Origin of the sequence: Caulobacter sp. (assembly GCF_049283275.1) — a bacterium.
Lineage (GTDB): Bacteria > Pseudomonadota > Alphaproteobacteria > Caulobacterales > Caulobacteraceae > Caulobacter.
Genome location: NZ_JBAPVS010000116.1, coordinates 14,450 through 27,751, shown reverse-complemented (window position 1 = coordinate 27,751; position 13,302 = coordinate 14,450). Strand labels below are relative to the sequence as shown.

The following is a 13,302-nucleotide window of genomic DNA, read 5'->3' as shown; positions in this document are numbered from 1 at the left end:
GCGAAGCGCCGCTGACATCCCCCGCGAACGGTGCTACAGGCCCGCGCCATGAAAGCCGCCGTCGTCGTCTTCCCCGGTTCCAATTGCGATCGTGACTGCAAGGTCGCCATCGAGCGCTCCGCCGGAGCTCGCGTGGACATGGTCTGGCACCAGGAGACGGCCCTGCCGGACGACCTGGACCTGATCGTCCTGCCCGGCGGCTTCTCCTATGGCGACTATCTGCGCTGCGGGGCCATGGCGGCCCAAAGCCCGGTGATGCGCGAAGTCATCAAGGCCGCCGACGACGGCGTCGCGGTCGTGGGCATCTGCAACGGCTTCCAGGTGCTGTGCGAGGCGGGCCTGCTGCCCGGCGCCCTGCTGCGCAACGAGAAGCTGAAGTACATCTGCAAGCCGGTGGCCCTGGACGTGGTCAACAGCCAGACCCGATTCACCGCCAGCTTCGGCGAGCAGCGCACGGCGGTGATGACCGTCGGCAACGGCGAGGGCAACTTCTTCGCCGACGAAGAGACGCTGAACCGCATTGAGGGCGAAGGCCAGGTGGTGTTCCGCTACCAGGACAATCCCAACGGCTCGGCTCGCGACATCGCCGGCATCATGAACGCCGGCGGCAACGTGCTGGGCTTGATGCCCCACCCCGACCGCTCGTTCGACCCGGACCTAGGCTCGGAAGACGGCGCGATCCTGTTCCGCAGCATCTTCGCCAGCGCCTAAGTTTCTTGTGCCCACGCTTCAGGCGCGCTTGAACGCTGTTATATTATAGCGCCCCTCGAAAACCACTCCTAAGGTGCCCTCACCATTGGGGAGCTTTTCGATGAATCTTGCGTCCACCCTCCGCGCCACCTTGCTGACGGCCGCCGCCCTCACTGCCTTCACCGCCGCCGCCGTGCAGGCCCAGACCCCGGCCCTGACGCCGGACATCGACGGCAAGTACGTCGCGCCCAAGGTCGGCTATGACTACGACAAGCGTGTGATCATGGTTCCGATGCGCGACGGGACGAAGCTCTACACCGTGATCGTCGTGCCCAAGGGCGCCAAGAACGCCCCGATCCTGCTGACTCGCACCCCCTACAACGCTGCCAAGCGCGCCGCCCGTAACGAGAGCGCCAGCATGCTGGCCGCCCTACCGCAGGGCGACGAGGTGTTCGTCAAGGACGGCTATATCCGCGTCTTCCAGGACATCCGCGGCAAGTACGGCTCGGAAGGCGACTATGTGATGACCCGCCCGCTGAAGGGGCCGCTCAACAATAGCGAGGTCGATCACGCCACCGACGCCTACGACACCATCGAGTGGCTGACCAAGAACGTGCCCGAGAGCAACGGCAAGGTCGGCATGCTGGGCTCGTCCTACGAGGGCTTCACCGTGGTGATGGCGCTGGTGAACCCGCACCCGGCCCTGAAGGTGGCCGCGCCGATGAGCCCCATGGTCGACGGTTGGATGGGCGACGACTGGTTCCACTTCGGCGCGTTCCGGCAGGTGAACTTCGACTATTTCGTCGGCCAGACCACCAAGCGCGGGGCCGGCGACGGCGTCGTGCGCCGCAGCCCCGACGACTATGAAAACTTCCGCCGCGCCGGCTCGGCGGGCGACTACGCCAAGGCCAATGGGCTGGACAGCCTGCCCTGGTGGAAGAAGATGACCGAGAACGCCGCCTACACGCCGTTCTGGAGCGAGCAGGCGCTGGACAAGACCATGGCCGAGCAGCCGCTCAAGGTGCCGACCATGTGGATCCAGGGCCTGTGGGACCAGGAGGACATGTGGGGCGCGGTGCACGCCTACGCCGCCACCGAGCCCAAGGACGCCGCGAACGACAAGAGCTACTTGGTGCTGGGTCCCTGGCGGCACAGCCAGGTCAATTACGACGGCTCCAGCCTGGGCGCTTTCAAGTGGGACGGCGACACCGCCCTGCAGTTCCGCCGCGACGTGCTGCTGCCGTTCTTCAACCAGTATCTGAAGGACGGCGCGCCCAAGGCCGACACCCCGCCGGTGCTGATCTACGATCCGGGCCAGAACCACTGGGATCGCTACAAGTCCTGGCCCCAGGGTGGAAACAAGCCGCTGTACCTGACCGAGAAGGGCGGCCTGTCGTTCAGCGCCCCCGCGCCGGCCAAGGGCGCGGCGGCCTATGACGAATACGTCTCCGACCCGGCCAAGCCGGTGCCCTACATCCCGCGTCCGATGAAGTTCGGTGAGCGCGACCGTTGGACGCCCTGGCTGCTGACCGATCAACGCGCGGTGGCCGATCGCACCGACGTGCTCAGCTACGTGTCCGAGCCCCTGACCGCGCCGCTGAAGATCGCCGGCGTGCCGAAGGTCAACCTGACGGCCTCGACCAGCGGCAGCGACGCCGACTGGGTGGTCAAGCTGATCGACGTCTTCCCCGACGAGGTCCCCAGCCAGCCCGAACTGGGCGGCTATCAGTTGGCCGTGGGCATGGACATCTTCCGCGGCCGCTATCGCGAAAGCTTCAGCGCGCCCAAGGCGCTGAAGGCCAATGCGCCGTTGAAGTACCAGTTCATCCTGCCCACCGCGAACTACACCTTCCAGCCGGGCCACCGCATCATGGTGCAGGTGCAGTCCAGCTGGTTCCCGCTGTACGACCGCAACCCGCAGACCTTCGTGCCCAACATCTTCTTCGCCAAACCGGCGGATTACGTGAAGGCCACGCAGCGAGTCTATCACGCGGGGGATACGGCCAGCTTTATCGAGCTGCCGGTGGTGGCGCAGTAGGGCGCGCACTTGCCCCCACCTGACCGCTTCGCGGTCTGTCCGCCCCCATAGGGGCGGAGGACGCCGCGCGGGCTCCTCTTCCCCCTCTGGGGGAAGACGGTCGCGAAGCGACCCGTAGGGGGCAAGTGGCCACAGCACGAAAAGGGCCGGAGGCTTTCGCCTCCGGCCCTTCCTTCATTCACGGAGCGGGGTGATCGTCAGCGGTCCTTCCGCTGGTCCGCCTGGTCGGCCTGGCCGCCGGGGTTGCGGCCCTGTTCGTTCTGCGGCTCGCGGCTCTTGTCGCCCTGCTGCTGCTGCTGTCCGGGGGACTGTCGCTGCGGGTCGTTCTGCTGCTGTTGGGGATTACGGGTTTGGTCGCCCATGAGCGTTCTCCTTGTACAGCGCGCCAAGTTGCGCACGGTGAAAGAACGGCTCGGGATTCACCCTGTTCCCTTGGCCAAGCTGCCTTAGTTCCGGCTTAGCTTTTGAATCTTCACCGGATTTTCGATGATCTGCCCCTTCATGTAGGGATCGTCGGCCTTGATGACGGTGGGCGCGTCGTGGATCTTGCGGACCACGTCCATGCCCTCGACCACCTTGCCGAACGCCGCGAAACCCTGGCCGTCCTTGTTGCGGGCGCCGCCGAAATCCAGGGCCGGATTGTCGCCGATGCAGATGAAGATCTCCGACCCCGCCGTGCCCGGCGCCCCGCGCGCCATCGAGATCACCCCGTCGGTATGCAGGATCCTCGTCGCCTTGGTTGTCTCGTGGGCGATCGCCGGCAGCGGGCTGTCGTCGCGGTTCAGCCCGCCCTGGATGACGCTGATGGTGGCGGGGTTGTTGTCGTTCTTGGGCGAGACGGTTCGATAGAAGGTTCCGCCGTCCAGCAGGTGCTGATCGGCATAGGCCAGGAAATTGGCCACGGTGATCGGCGCCTTGTCGGGATAGAGTTCGATGACGATCGGCCCCAGCTCGGTGACCATCCGCACCCGGACAGGCGCGGGGCCGGCGGCGGTCAGCGGCAGGGCGGCGACGAGTGCGAGGACGTGGCGGCGGGTGATCATGGGGCGGCTCGCTTCCAGGCATTCGAGAAGCGGTCATTTTAGACAAAGCCTCAGGCGGGAAATCTAGCGGAATCCCCCTGGCCGCGCTAGAAGGCCCGCCCATGAGCACCTCGCCCTCCCCCACGAAGTCCATGGCCGACACGGCCCGTGAATTTGGCCTCAACGCGGAGGAGTACGGCGTCGTCCTCGACCGCCTGGGCCGAGAGCCCAATCTGGTCGAGCTGGGGGTGTTCTCGGTGATGTGGTCCGAGCACTGCTCGTACAAGTCCTCCAAGAACCAGCTGAAGAAATTCCCGATCACCGGTCCGCGGGTGATCTGCGGCCCCGGCGAGAACGCCGGCGTGATCGACATCGGCGACGGCGACGCCATCATCTTCAAGATGGAGAGCCATAACCACCCTTCCTACATCGAGCCCTACCAGGGCGCGGCGACGGGCGTGGGCGGCATCATGCGCGACGTCTTCACCATGGGCGCGCGGCCGATCGCCCTGCTGAACGCCCTGCGCTTCGGCGAGCCCGACCATCCCAAGACCAAGCGCCTGGTCGACGGCGTCGTCGCCGGCATCGCCGGCTACGGCAACTGCGTGGGCGTGCCCACGGTCGCGGGCGAGACCAACTTCCACAAGGGCTACAACGGCAACATCCTGGTCAACGCCATGTGCGTGGGCCTGGCCGACGCCGACAAGATCTTCTACTCGGCCGCGCCCGGCGCGGGTCTGGCGGTGGTCTATTTCGGCTCCAAGACCGGCCGCGACGGCATCCACGGCGCGACCATGTCATCGGCCGAGTTCTCGGAAGACTCCGAGGAGAAGCGCCCGACCGTGCAGGTCGGCGACCCCTTCGCCGAGAAGCTGCTGATCGAAGCCACCCTGGAGTTGATGGCCACCGGCGCGGTCGCCGCCATCCAGGACATGGGCGCGGCGGGCCTCACCTCCTCGTCGGTCGAGATGGCCGGCAAGGGCGGGGTCGGCATCGAGCTGAACATGGACATGGTGCCCCAGCGCGAAACCGGCATGAGCGCTTACGAGATGATGCTCTCGGAAAGCCAGGAGCGCATGCTGGCGGTGCTGAAGCCCGGCCGCGAGCAGGAAGGCCACGCCATCTTCGAGAAGTGGGGCCTGGACGCCGCCGTCATCGGCTACACCACCGACACCGGGCGTCTGGTGCTCAAGCACCATGGCGAGACGGTCGGCGACGTGCCGCTGGCCCCGCTGTTCGACGACGCGCCGCTGTATGACCGTCCTTGGGTCCAGCCGACGCTGCATCCCCACCTCGACCCGGGCAAGATCGCCGCCCCCACCGACTGGAACGCGGCCGTTCTGAAGGTGGTCGGCAGCCCAGACATGGCCTCCAAGCGCTGGCTGTGGGAGCAGTACGACCGCCACGTGATGGCCGACACCCTGGAAGACAGCGCCACCGGCTGCGACGCCGGCATCGTGCGCATCCACGGCAAGGGCAAGGCTATCGCCGTGACCAGCGACGTCACCCCGCGCTATGTCCAGAACGACCCGTACGAAGGCGGCAAGCAGGCCGTGGCCGAGGCCTGGCGCAACTTGACGGCCGCCGGCTCGACGCCGATCGCCATCACCGACAACCTCAACTTCGGCAGCCCCGAAAAGCCCGAGACCATGGGCCAGATCGTCCGCGCCACCGACGGCATGGCCGAGGCCTGCCGGGCGCTGGACTTCCCAGTCGTGTCGGGGAATGTCAGCCTCTACAACGAGACCAACGGCGTCGCCATTCCGCCGACCCCCACGGTCGGCGCCGTGGGCCTGATCGACGACTACGATCTGCGCATGGGCTTCGGCAACGTGGCCGAGGGCGACACCCTGGTGCTGATCGGCGAGACCCACGGCGAACTGGGCGCCTCGATCTATCTGCGCGAAATCCTGGGCCGCGAGGACGGCGCCCCGCCGCCGGTCGACCTGGCCGTCGAGCGCAAGAACGGCGACTTCGTGCGCGGCCTGATCCCGACCGGCCTGGTCGCGGGCCTGCATGACCTGTCGGACGGCGGCCTGCTGATCGCCGCGGCCGACATCGCCCTGGCCAGCAAGGTCGGCGTCACCCTGAACGCCACCAGCCAAGCCCACGCCCATCCCTACCTGTTTGGCGAGGACCAGGCCCGCTACCTGGTGGCCACCCCCGATCCGGACGCGGTGCTGGCGGCGGCCAAGGACGCCGGCGTCCACGCCATCGTGGCCGGGGTGGCGGGCGGGAACGCTTTCGCCTCGACCGACCTTTTCAGCATCCCGCTCGAAACCCTGCGCACGGCCCACGAGGCCTGGCTGCCGGGTTTCATGGGCGCCGTCTGACGTCATCTGGCGGACACAGACGCACCGCACAGACCGGAACCAAGCCGCGTCGCGCGATGCGGCTCCGTCCCGCCTTCTAGGAGTTTGGCATGCGTAAGTTCTCGATACTCGCCGTGGCGAGCCTGACCCTGTCGCTGCTGGCCGCCTGCGCGCCCGCCTCGCCGGGCCCGACCCAAACCGCTCAAAGCGAAGAGGCCACTTGCTCCACGCGAGGCGGAACCATGCAACCGGTCGGCCGGATGCAGCGCCCGACCTGCGTCGTGCCCTATGCCGACGCCGGCAAGACCTGCTCGGACAAGGCCGACTGCCAGGGCGCCTGCATCGCCGAGGGCAACCTCGAAGCCCAGGGCGCCACCACCGGCCAGTGCCAGAAGACCAACGTCCAGTTCGGCTGCTACGCCAAGATCGTGAACGGCAAGGCCACCGGCGCGATCTGCGTCGACTAGGCTCGGCCAGGACGCCACGGCCCTAGGTGAAACGGCGACGGCGCGGGCATGATTTCGAGCTTGCTCGCCTTCGCTCCCTGGCGCCCACGCCTCGCGGCGTCGAGCGTCGATGCGTGTCAGCGGCGCCCGGCCGCTTTCAGGATCAGCTTGGCCACCGTGTCGGGATGCGAGATCAGTGACAGGTGGCTGGACTTGATCTCGATCGTCTCGGCGCCCATCCGCTTGGCCATAAAACGCTGGAGGTCGGGATTGATCGTCCGGTCCTCGGTCGAGACGGCGTAGAAGCTGGGCTTGGAACGCCAGGCGGCGTGGGTGGTCTTGCCCGTGAGCAGGGCCCTGTTGAAGGGCTCCTGAACCGCGTAGAGCACCTTGGCCTTGGCGGGCGGCAGGTCGCCGGCGAAGTCGCGCAGGAACGCCGCCTCGCTCAACCGTCCCTCATCACCGTCGAAGACGATGCCCGCGCTGGCGGGCGGGGCGGGGAAGGTCTTGGCCAGCGCCGTGTAATCTTCTCCGGCGTCCGGGGCTCGGGCCGCCACATAGACCAAGGTGGCGACCTTCGGATCGACACCGACCTCGGTGACGATCATCCCGGCGAAGGAATGGCCCACCAGTACGGTCGGTCCGTCCTGGCGCGCCAACACCCTTTGCGTGGCGGCGACCGCATCGTCCAGGGTCGTCAGCGGGTTTTGCACGGCCGTGGCGTTGAGGCCCGCCGCCTGGAGACGGGCGATGACCTCGGACCAGCACGAACCGTCCGCGAACAGGCCGTGGACGAGCACGACGTTCCGAATCTCGCCGCTTTGCGCCAGCGTCGGTCCGGGTCTCGCCAGGATCGCTGTCCCCGCCGCCAAACCCGAGATGAGAGCGCGCCGATCGATCACGTTTAAGCCTCCTGACGCCAAGACCGCGGGAGCCTAACACAGGTCGGCTCAGACCTCGCCCAACCGCGCGCCACGCTTCTCTGCCAACAGCGCCACCCGGGCCAGCACCTCGAGGCCAGCGGCCGGGCCGGCGGCGTAGATGTAGTCGGGCGCGCCGATCGGCTTGCCCGTGCGGCGATCGACCACCACCGGCTCGGCCGGCAGACCAGTGGCGGCCTCGACCATGTGGCTGGCTATGCCCTCTGCCGCGAAGTGACGATTGCCGAACGCCATCAGAGCGGTCAGCACAGGCGCGAAGTCACGTCCCAGGTCGGTCGGCACATACTCATGGCGCACCGGACGGTCCTGATAGGGCCGGCGCTCCAGGAACCCGGCCTCGACCAGGGCGGCCAGCCGCTGGGTCAGGATGTTGGGCGCCACGCCCAGGCTCTTCTGGAACTGGTCGAATTTCGACACGCCCTGCAGCGCGTCGCGCAGGATCATCAGGCTCCAGGTGTCGCCCACGCGCTCCAGCGTGCGGCCCACGGGGCATTGTCCAGGATCGAAGGCGCGTCGGGTCATGGCCCTAATATAGGGGATCGCTAGCAAATCGAAAGTTAGTCACTTGCGTTTTGAAAGTTACTAACCATTTCAGCCTCACGACGGACCACGGGGCCCGCCAGCAAGGACGAGAAGACAATGAGCAAGCAAGACATTCGCGGCGCGGCCCTGATCACCGGCGCCTCCTCCGGCATCGGCGCCACCTATGCCGATCGCCTAGCCCGCGCCGGCCATGACCTGGTGCTGGTGGCTCGCGACACCGCGCGGCTGCAAGCCCTGGCCGCCAAGCTGAAGGCCGCCACCGGCGTGAAGATCGACATCATCACCGCCGACCTGACCCAGAAGGCCGACCTGGCCAAGGTCGAGGCCCGGCTGGCCGACGACGCCGCGATCGACATCCTGATCAACAACGCCGGCGTCGCCCTGTCCGGCCCCTTCGTCGAGCAGGACGTGGAGCGGGTCGAAAGCATGATCCAGCTGAATATCGTCTCGGTGACCCGCCTGGCCCACGCCGCCGCCAAGGCCTTCGCGGCCCGCGACCGCGGCGCGATCGTCAACATCTCGTCCGTGGTCGGCCTGGCCCCCGAGCTGCAGATGGCCGTGTACGGCGCGACCAAGGCCTATGTGACCTACTTCACCCAGACCCTGCGCCTGCAGCTGAGCCCCAACATCCAGCTGCAGGCGGTGCTGCCGGGGGCGACCCGCACCGAGATCTGGGACCGCTCGGGCAGCGGCGGCGCGGAGTCGCTGGACCCGAACATGCTGATGGAGGTCGACGACCTGGTCGACGCGGCCCTGGCCGGCTTCCATCAGGGTGAACTGATCACCATCCCGTCCTTGCCCGATCCGGCCGATTTCGCGGCCTATGACGCGGCTCGGACCAAGCTGCTGCCGAACCTGTCGCGCAACCGTTCGGCCGAGCGCTACCGAACGGCTGTTTCCGCTTAAGGGAAGCCGTCACGACTTTTGCGCATCGCGACACTATCTATCGCGTGACGACGAAAGCGACCGGGAACGAACGCCGTTCCCGGTCGCTTGTCCGCCAACCGAGGAGACCGACATGGCCGCCATTCCGAACCTGGATGAGTTCATTCTCGAGGAAACCGCCGAGGGGATCTTCCTGACCGTCACCGGCGACGACGAGCAGACCCTGAAGCTGCGTGTCACGCTGGACGACCTGGAGGAGATCGTCGAGGTCATCGACGAGGTGTTCGGATTGGAAGAGGACGAGGCGGAGGAGGAAGAGAGCGCGGGGTGATCCCTACCGCCCCGCCGCCCTGTTCAGCCCGTCCAGATCATCATCCAGCGCCCGGGTCGCGGTGACCACGGTGGCCACCGCGCGCCTGAAGAAGTCCTGCGGCACGGTGGCGAAGTCGTCGGTGGGTTGGTGGTATTCGGGATGGTCCTCGACGCCGAAATAGACCCAGGGCAGGCCGGCTTCGGCGAACGGACCCTGGTCCGACTGGGCGGTCCAGTTGTTCTCCTTGCCCTGGGCGTCGGTGTCGTGGCCCAGCAGCAGCTTGACCGAGGCGGCTTTGGCCACGCCCTCCAGCACCGGCTTCAGCCACGGCTGCGGGCCCGCCCCGCTGACATAGAGCTGGTTCTTGGCGTTCTTGCTGATCATGTCGAAATTGACGTTCATCCCGATGGTCGCCAACGGCACGGGCGGGTCGGCGACGAAGGCCTTGGCGCCCTTCAGCCCGCTTTCCTCGCCGTCGAAGGCGACGATCAGCACGGTGTGGCGCGGCGGCTTGACTTTGAACGCCTCGGCCACGGCCAGCAGGCCGGCGATCCCCGAGGCGTTGTCGTCGGCCCCGTTATAGACCTGGCCCTTGCGGACCCCCAGATGGTCGTAGTGGGCCGAGACCACCAGCACCTTGTCCGAACTGGACGTGCCCTGGATCCGCGCCACCAGATTCACGCCGGTGACGTCCTTGCCGAACGTCTTGGGCTTGAAGGTGAACGGCCGCTCGAACGACGCGCCCTGGGGGCGGAGCCCGATCTGGCCGAAGCGCTTGACGATATAGGCCCGCGCCTTGGCCCCGCCCGGCGTGCCGACGCCCCGCCCCTCCATGTCGTCGGCCGACAGGATGCGCACATCATCCAGGGCATGGGCGCCGGGTTTCGGCGCGGCGTGGGCGGGAGCCGCGAAGGCGAACGCGAGGGCGGCGGAAACCAAGAGAAGACGCATGCGGAACCCCGTTGATCCGACCTTCATGGCGTGCGCCGCCTGGATTTTGCAATGAATTCATCGTCATTTTCACAGGGCGACGGGGCGGTTTGAGCGACCTGGCGGCCACAAGAAGCAACGTTCCAGCGCCTGCGGGCATTTTCCCGTATGTCCGTTCTTAAGCTTTCAGCGCATATCCAAGGTCGAAAGATTCGGAGTCCATCGCCGTGCCCATGTCCTTCCCCGACCTCGAAGCGCGCCTGCACGACGCCTTTCCCGACGCTGAGATCGTGCTGACCGACCTGGCCGGCGACGGCGACCACTACAAGGCGCGGATCGTCTCGCCCGCCTTCCGCGGCCTGAACCGGGTCAAGCAGCACCAGATGGTCAACCGCGCCCTGGCCGACGTGCTGGGCGGGGCGTTGCACGCCCTGGCCCTCGAAACCGCCGCGCCAACGGAATAGGCCCCGCTCGGGCAAAGCGTCGCGCCCGAGCCCGTAAGCAGGCCCCGAGACTTGACCCGGAGGGGCGCGGCGCCTAGCTGAGAGCCTACGCCCAAGGATTTCTTCCATGACCGACGTCGCTTCCTCCCCCGCCCTCGACTTCATCGCCAAGACCGTGGCCGAAAACCCCGTGGTCCTGTTCATGAAGGGCGTGCCGGACCAGCCGCGCTGCGGCTTCTCGTCGGTCACCGTCCAGATCCTCGATCACCTGGGCGTGTCGTTCGTCGGCGTCGACGTGCTGCAGGACGACGACCTGCGCGCCGGCGTGAAGACCTTCACCGACTGGCCGACCATTCCCCAGCTCTACGTCAAGGGCGAGTTCATCGGCGGCAGCGACATCGTCCGCGAGATGTTCCAGTCGGGCGAGCTGAAGACCCTGCTGGCCGAGCAGGGCCTGATCGAAGCTTGAGCCGCGTCTTCGTCCCACCGGGCGACGCCTTCAAGCTGACCTTCGAACCGAAGGCGTCGGAGATCGACGCCAACGGCCACGTCAACAACGTGGTCTATCTGGCCTGGGGCCAGGACCTGGCCATCGCGCACTGGGACGCCTGGGCCACGCCCGAGGAACGGGCCCCGTGGAGCTGGGTGGCCCGCCGCCACGAGATCGACTACCGCCGCGAACTGCTGCCCAACGAGATCGCCACCGGCTACACTTGGGTGGGCGAACTGAAGGGCCCGCGCTTCGAGCGATTCTTCCGCATCGACGGCCCCGACGGCGAGATGTGCGCCCAGAGCCGCACCGACTGGGTGCTGATCGACGTCGCCGCCAAGCGCCCGGCGCGCGTGCTGCCCTGGATGATCGAACGGTTCACGCCCAAGAGGTGACGCACGGCGTTGCAGCTCAGCGCGGCGTCACCGGATTGAGCACGGCAAGCCGTCCCCGCCCTGCTATGCCCAGCTCCCGATAGCTGAAACGCACGGTCGTGGTGGTCCGGGCGCGTCGGCAGAGATCCAGCCGCTTGCGCGCGAAGGCCACCGCCGGCTGGGGCCCCGACCGATCGACATAGAAGGCGAAATCGTCCCGGGTCGTACAGCCGGTGGACGCCACCCCCAGGGTCAGCCCCGTCGCGTCAGCCTCGAGGGCGCTCAAGGCCTCAAGCTCCGCCGGAGCGCCGCGCCCGCCGGACACCAAGGTCACCCCGCCGCGCCCCACGCAGCCGCCCAAGGCCAGGAGCAGCCCGGCGGCCAGCAGTCGGCGTCGATCGAAGGTCATGCAGGTCCTTGGCGCGCCTAGGCGAAGGGAAACTCCGCCCTAGTTTGCCTGTGGCCCGGCCACGCGCAACGGCCTTTGCGCCGAACGCCCTAAGCGGCCTTATCCAGGGTTTCGCGCAGGCGCGCGGCCACATCGCCCAAGGTGATGCGCGACAGGGCCGTGTCTATGTCGGGCGCGCCCTCGGCGGCCATCGACGAGGCCAGACCGGCGGTGAAGTCGGTGATGGCGGTGATGTGCTGGGCCAGCATGTCGACCATGTGCAGTTCCTGCATCACCTCCATCCGCGCCTCCATCGGCACGTGCTCAAGGAGCTGGCCGAGCGCGCTGTCCAGATGGCCGCACGACACCGCGGCGATCGACATCTCGGCTGACAGGGCCTCCAGCAGGCCGACGATGCCGGTGGTCTTTTCGAGTGTCATGGTCATGGCTTTTCCCCCAGGCGTTTCAACGTGATAGCGCGAGGGCCTTTTCGCGGGGTTAAGGCCGGGAGAAAGCGGGGCCGGGGCGACGGTTTGTCGCGATATTCAGCTCCACGGCCCCACGCGACGGCCATCGCCGACCGGCACAGCCGTGCCCAGCCGCCCCCGCGTGGCCTGGCTGACACCCAACCGCAGCAGGGCCTCGACCCGGTTGTGGGTGGCCGGGTGGGTCGAGAACAGATTGTCGGCCCCCTTGCCCGCCAACGGGTTGATGATGAACAGGTGCGCCGTGGCCGGGTTGCGCTCGGCCTCGTGATTGACCGCGCCGCTGCGGGCATAGGCTTCGATCTTCTCCAGCGCCCGGGCCAGGGCCCGACCGTCCCCGGCGATCTCGGCGCCGATGCGGTCGGCCTCGTATTCGCGAGAGCGGCTGATGGCCATCTGCACCAGCATGGCGGCGATCGGCGCCAGTATGGCCAGGGCGATGGTCCCGATCAGCCCGCCCGGACGCTCGTCGTCGTCGCGCGAGCCCCCGAAGAAGAACGCGAAATTGGCCAGGGCCGAGATCGCGCCGGCGATGGTGGCCGTCACGGTCATGGTCAGGGTGTCGCGGTTCTTCACGTGCGCCAGCTCGTGGGCCATGACGCCGCGGATCTCGTCGCGGTCCAACAGGCGCAGCAGGCCCGTACTGGCGGCCACGGCGGCGTGGGCGGGATCGCGGCCCGTGGCGAAGGCGTTGGGCTGCTCGCTGTCGATCACCGTGATGCGCGGACGGGGCAGACCGGCCCGGCGGGCCAGGTCCTCGATGTCGGCGACATAGGCGCGGACCAATGGCTCGGAATGGCCGGCGTCGACCTCGACGGCGCCGTACAGGCGCAACACGATCTTGTCGGCGTTCCAGTAGGAAAACAGGTTCATGCCCACGGCGAACACCAGGGCGATCAGCATGCCGGTCGGGCCGCCGATCATATAGCCGGCCCCGACGAACAACGCCGTCAGGCCGGCCAGCAGAACGAAGGTCTTGATGTGGTTCATGGCTCTAGCTTG

17 protein-coding genes are annotated in these 13,302 nt (G+C 67.5%); 9 read left to right on the top strand and 8 right to left on the bottom strand.

The window, feature by feature from the left end; translation table 11 throughout:
* Positions 1–48: 48 nt before the first annotated feature.
* Positions 49–711, top strand: coding sequence for a phosphoribosylformylglycinamidine synthase subunit PurQ (gene purQ, locus WAL33_RS05660; protein ID WP_422179329.1), 663 nt, complete (start codon positions 49–51; stop codon positions 709–711).
* 100 nt (positions 712–811) lie between these two features.
* Positions 812–2,728: a CocE/NonD family hydrolase gene (locus WAL33_RS05655; protein WP_422179327.1), complete on the top strand. Its 1,917-nt coding sequence runs from the start codon at positions 812–814 to the stop codon at positions 2,726–2,728.
* Positions 2,729–2,925: 197 nt separating this feature from the next.
* Here the strand turns inward: WAL33_RS05655 and WAL33_RS05650 are convergent, their stop codons facing one another.
* Together WAL33_RS05650 and WAL33_RS05645 are read right to left on the bottom strand one after the other, a co-directional pair.
* The gene (locus WAL33_RS05650; protein ID WP_422179325.1) at positions 2,926–3,090 is read right to left on the bottom strand and encodes a hypothetical protein; all 165 of its coding nucleotides are present in this window, start codon (positions 3,088–3,090) and stop codon (positions 2,926–2,928) included.
* Between the two features lie 84 nt (positions 3,091–3,174).
* Positions 3,175–3,771: a peptidylprolyl isomerase gene (locus WAL33_RS05645; RefSeq protein ID WP_422179323.1), complete on the bottom strand. Its 597-nt coding sequence runs from the start codon at positions 3,769–3,771 to the stop codon at positions 3,175–3,177.
* A gap of 101 nt (positions 3,772–3,872) precedes the next feature.
* On the opposite strand from WAL33_RS05645, the gene purL reads away from it, so the two are divergent.
* Positions 3,873–6,083, top strand: coding sequence for a phosphoribosylformylglycinamidine synthase subunit PurL (gene purL, locus WAL33_RS05640; RefSeq protein ID WP_422179322.1), 2,211 nt, complete (start codon positions 3,873–3,875; stop codon positions 6,081–6,083).
* Positions 6,084–6,172: 89 nt separating this feature from the next.
* Positions 6,173–6,529 (top strand): hypothetical protein, encoded by a 357-nt coding sequence (locus WAL33_RS05635; RefSeq protein ID WP_422179320.1) that lies wholly within the window; start codon positions 6,173–6,175, stop codon positions 6,527–6,529.
* A 116-nt stretch (positions 6,530–6,645) separates the two neighbouring features.
* On the opposite strand, the gene WAL33_RS05630 is transcribed toward WAL33_RS05635, so the two are convergent.
* Together WAL33_RS05630 and WAL33_RS05625 are read right to left on the bottom strand one after the other, a co-directional pair.
* Positions 6,646–7,410 carry an alpha/beta fold hydrolase gene (locus WAL33_RS05630; protein WP_422179318.1) on the bottom strand — a complete coding sequence of 255 codons (765 nt, stop codon included), beginning with the start codon at positions 7,408–7,410 and terminating at the stop codon, positions 6,646–6,648.
* Between the two features lie 48 nt (positions 7,411–7,458).
* Entirely contained in the window at positions 7,459–7,935 is a 477-nt protein-coding gene (locus WAL33_RS05625) for a winged helix-turn-helix transcriptional regulator (protein ID WP_422179316.1), read from the bottom strand.
* Positions 7,936–8,088: 153 nt separating this feature from the next.
* Here WAL33_RS05625 and WAL33_RS05620 point away from each other — a divergent pair, with 153 nt between their 5' ends.
* Together WAL33_RS05620 and WAL33_RS05615 are read left to right on the top strand one after the other, a co-directional pair.
* A complete protein-coding gene (locus WAL33_RS05620) occupies positions 8,089–8,898 on the top strand; it encodes an SDR family NAD(P)-dependent oxidoreductase (RefSeq protein WP_422179314.1) in 810 nt (269 codons plus the stop codon).
* Positions 8,899–9,010: 112 nt separating this feature from the next.
* Positions 9,011–9,208, top strand: a complete 198-nt coding sequence (locus WAL33_RS05615; RefSeq protein WP_422179312.1) for a hypothetical protein — start codon at positions 9,011–9,013, stop codon at positions 9,206–9,208.
* A 3-nt stretch (positions 9,209–9,211) separates the two neighbouring features.
* Here the strand turns inward: WAL33_RS05615 and WAL33_RS05610 are convergent, their stop codons facing one another.
* Positions 9,212–10,141 (bottom strand): M20/M25/M40 family metallo-hydrolase, encoded by a 930-nt coding sequence (locus WAL33_RS05610; protein ID WP_422179310.1) that lies wholly within the window; start codon positions 10,139–10,141, stop codon positions 9,212–9,214.
* Between the two features lie 206 nt (positions 10,142–10,347).
* Here WAL33_RS05610 and WAL33_RS05605 point away from each other — a divergent pair, with 206 nt between their 5' ends.
* The 3 genes from WAL33_RS05605 to WAL33_RS05595 all read left to right on the top strand — a co-directional run bounded on the left by WAL33_RS05605 (position 10,348) and on the right by WAL33_RS05595 (position 11,448).
* Complete coding sequence (locus tag WAL33_RS05605; RefSeq protein WP_012287488.1) at positions 10,348–10,584, top strand: BolA/IbaG family iron-sulfur metabolism protein; 237 nt, start codon at positions 10,348–10,350, stop codon at positions 10,582–10,584.
* Between the two features lie 106 nt (positions 10,585–10,690).
* Positions 10,691–11,032 (top strand): Grx4 family monothiol glutaredoxin, encoded by a 342-nt coding sequence (gene grxD / locus WAL33_RS05600; RefSeq protein WP_422179308.1) that lies wholly within the window; start codon positions 10,691–10,693, stop codon positions 11,030–11,032.
* Positions 11,029–11,448 carry an acyl-CoA thioesterase gene (locus tag WAL33_RS05595; RefSeq protein WP_422179306.1) on the top strand — a complete coding sequence of 140 codons (420 nt, stop codon included), beginning with the start codon at positions 11,029–11,031 and terminating at the stop codon, positions 11,446–11,448. Before grxD ends, WAL33_RS05595 begins: the two co-directional genes overlap by 4 nt.
* Positions 11,449–11,464: 16 nt before the next feature.
* Here WAL33_RS05595 and WAL33_RS05590 read toward each other — a convergent pair whose 3' ends face one another.
* From WAL33_RS05590 to htpX, 3 genes are all read right to left on the bottom strand, one after another.
* On the bottom strand, positions 11,465–11,836 hold the full coding sequence (locus WAL33_RS05590) for a hypothetical protein (protein ID WP_422179304.1): 372 nt from the start codon (positions 11,834–11,836) through the stop codon (positions 11,465–11,467).
* A gap of 89 nt (positions 11,837–11,925) precedes the next feature.
* Positions 11,926–12,261 (bottom strand): hypothetical protein, encoded by a 336-nt coding sequence (locus tag WAL33_RS05585; protein WP_422179302.1) that lies wholly within the window; start codon positions 12,259–12,261, stop codon positions 11,926–11,928.
* Between the two features lie 99 nt (positions 12,262–12,360).
* On the bottom strand, positions 12,361–13,290 hold the full coding sequence (htpX, locus tag WAL33_RS05580; protein ID WP_422179300.1) for a zinc metalloprotease HtpX: 930 nt from the start codon (positions 13,288–13,290) through the stop codon (positions 12,361–12,363).
* Positions 13,291–13,302: the final 12 nt, after the last annotated feature.

Bases quoted from the DNA above. Each gene is read 5' to 3' on its own strand.
- purQ (WP_422179329.1), top strand. From the start codon at position 49: ATGAAAGCCGCCGTCGTCGTCTTCCCCGGTTCCAATTGCGATCGTGAC.
- WAL33_RS05655 (WP_422179327.1), top strand. From the start codon at position 812: ATGAATCTTGCGTCCACCCTCCGCGCCACCTTGCTGACGGCCGCCGCC.
- WAL33_RS05650 (WP_422179325.1), bottom strand. From the start codon at position 3,090: ATGGGCGACCAAACCCGTAATCCCCAACAGCAGCAGAACGACCCGCAG.
- WAL33_RS05645 (WP_422179323.1), bottom strand. From the start codon at position 3,771: ATGATCACCCGCCGCCACGTCCTCGCACTCGTCGCCGCCCTGCCGCTG.
- purL (WP_422179322.1), top strand. From the start codon at position 3,873: ATGAGCACCTCGCCCTCCCCCACGAAGTCCATGGCCGACACGGCCCGT.
- WAL33_RS05635 (WP_422179320.1), top strand. From the start codon at position 6,173: ATGCGTAAGTTCTCGATACTCGCCGTGGCGAGCCTGACCCTGTCGCTG.
- WAL33_RS05620 (WP_422179314.1), top strand. From the start codon at position 8,089: ATGAGCAAGCAAGACATTCGCGGCGCGGCCCTGATCACCGGCGCCTCC.
- WAL33_RS05615 (WP_422179312.1), top strand. From the start codon at position 9,011: ATGGCCGCCATTCCGAACCTGGATGAGTTCATTCTCGAGGAAACCGCC.
- WAL33_RS05610 (WP_422179310.1), bottom strand. From the start codon at position 10,141: ATGCGTCTTCTCTTGGTTTCCGCCGCCCTCGCGTTCGCCTTCGCGGCT.
- grxD (WP_422179308.1), top strand. From the start codon at position 10,691: ATGACCGACGTCGCTTCCTCCCCCGCCCTCGACTTCATCGCCAAGACC.
- WAL33_RS05590 (WP_422179304.1), bottom strand. From the start codon at position 11,836: ATGACCTTCGATCGACGCCGACTGCTGGCCGCCGGGCTGCTCCTGGCC.
- WAL33_RS05585 (WP_422179302.1), bottom strand. From the start codon at position 12,261: ATGACCATGACACTCGAAAAGACCACCGGCATCGTCGGCCTGCTGGAG.
- htpX (WP_422179300.1), bottom strand. From the start codon at position 13,290: ATGAACCACATCAAGACCTTCGTTCTGCTGGCCGGCCTGACGGCGTTG.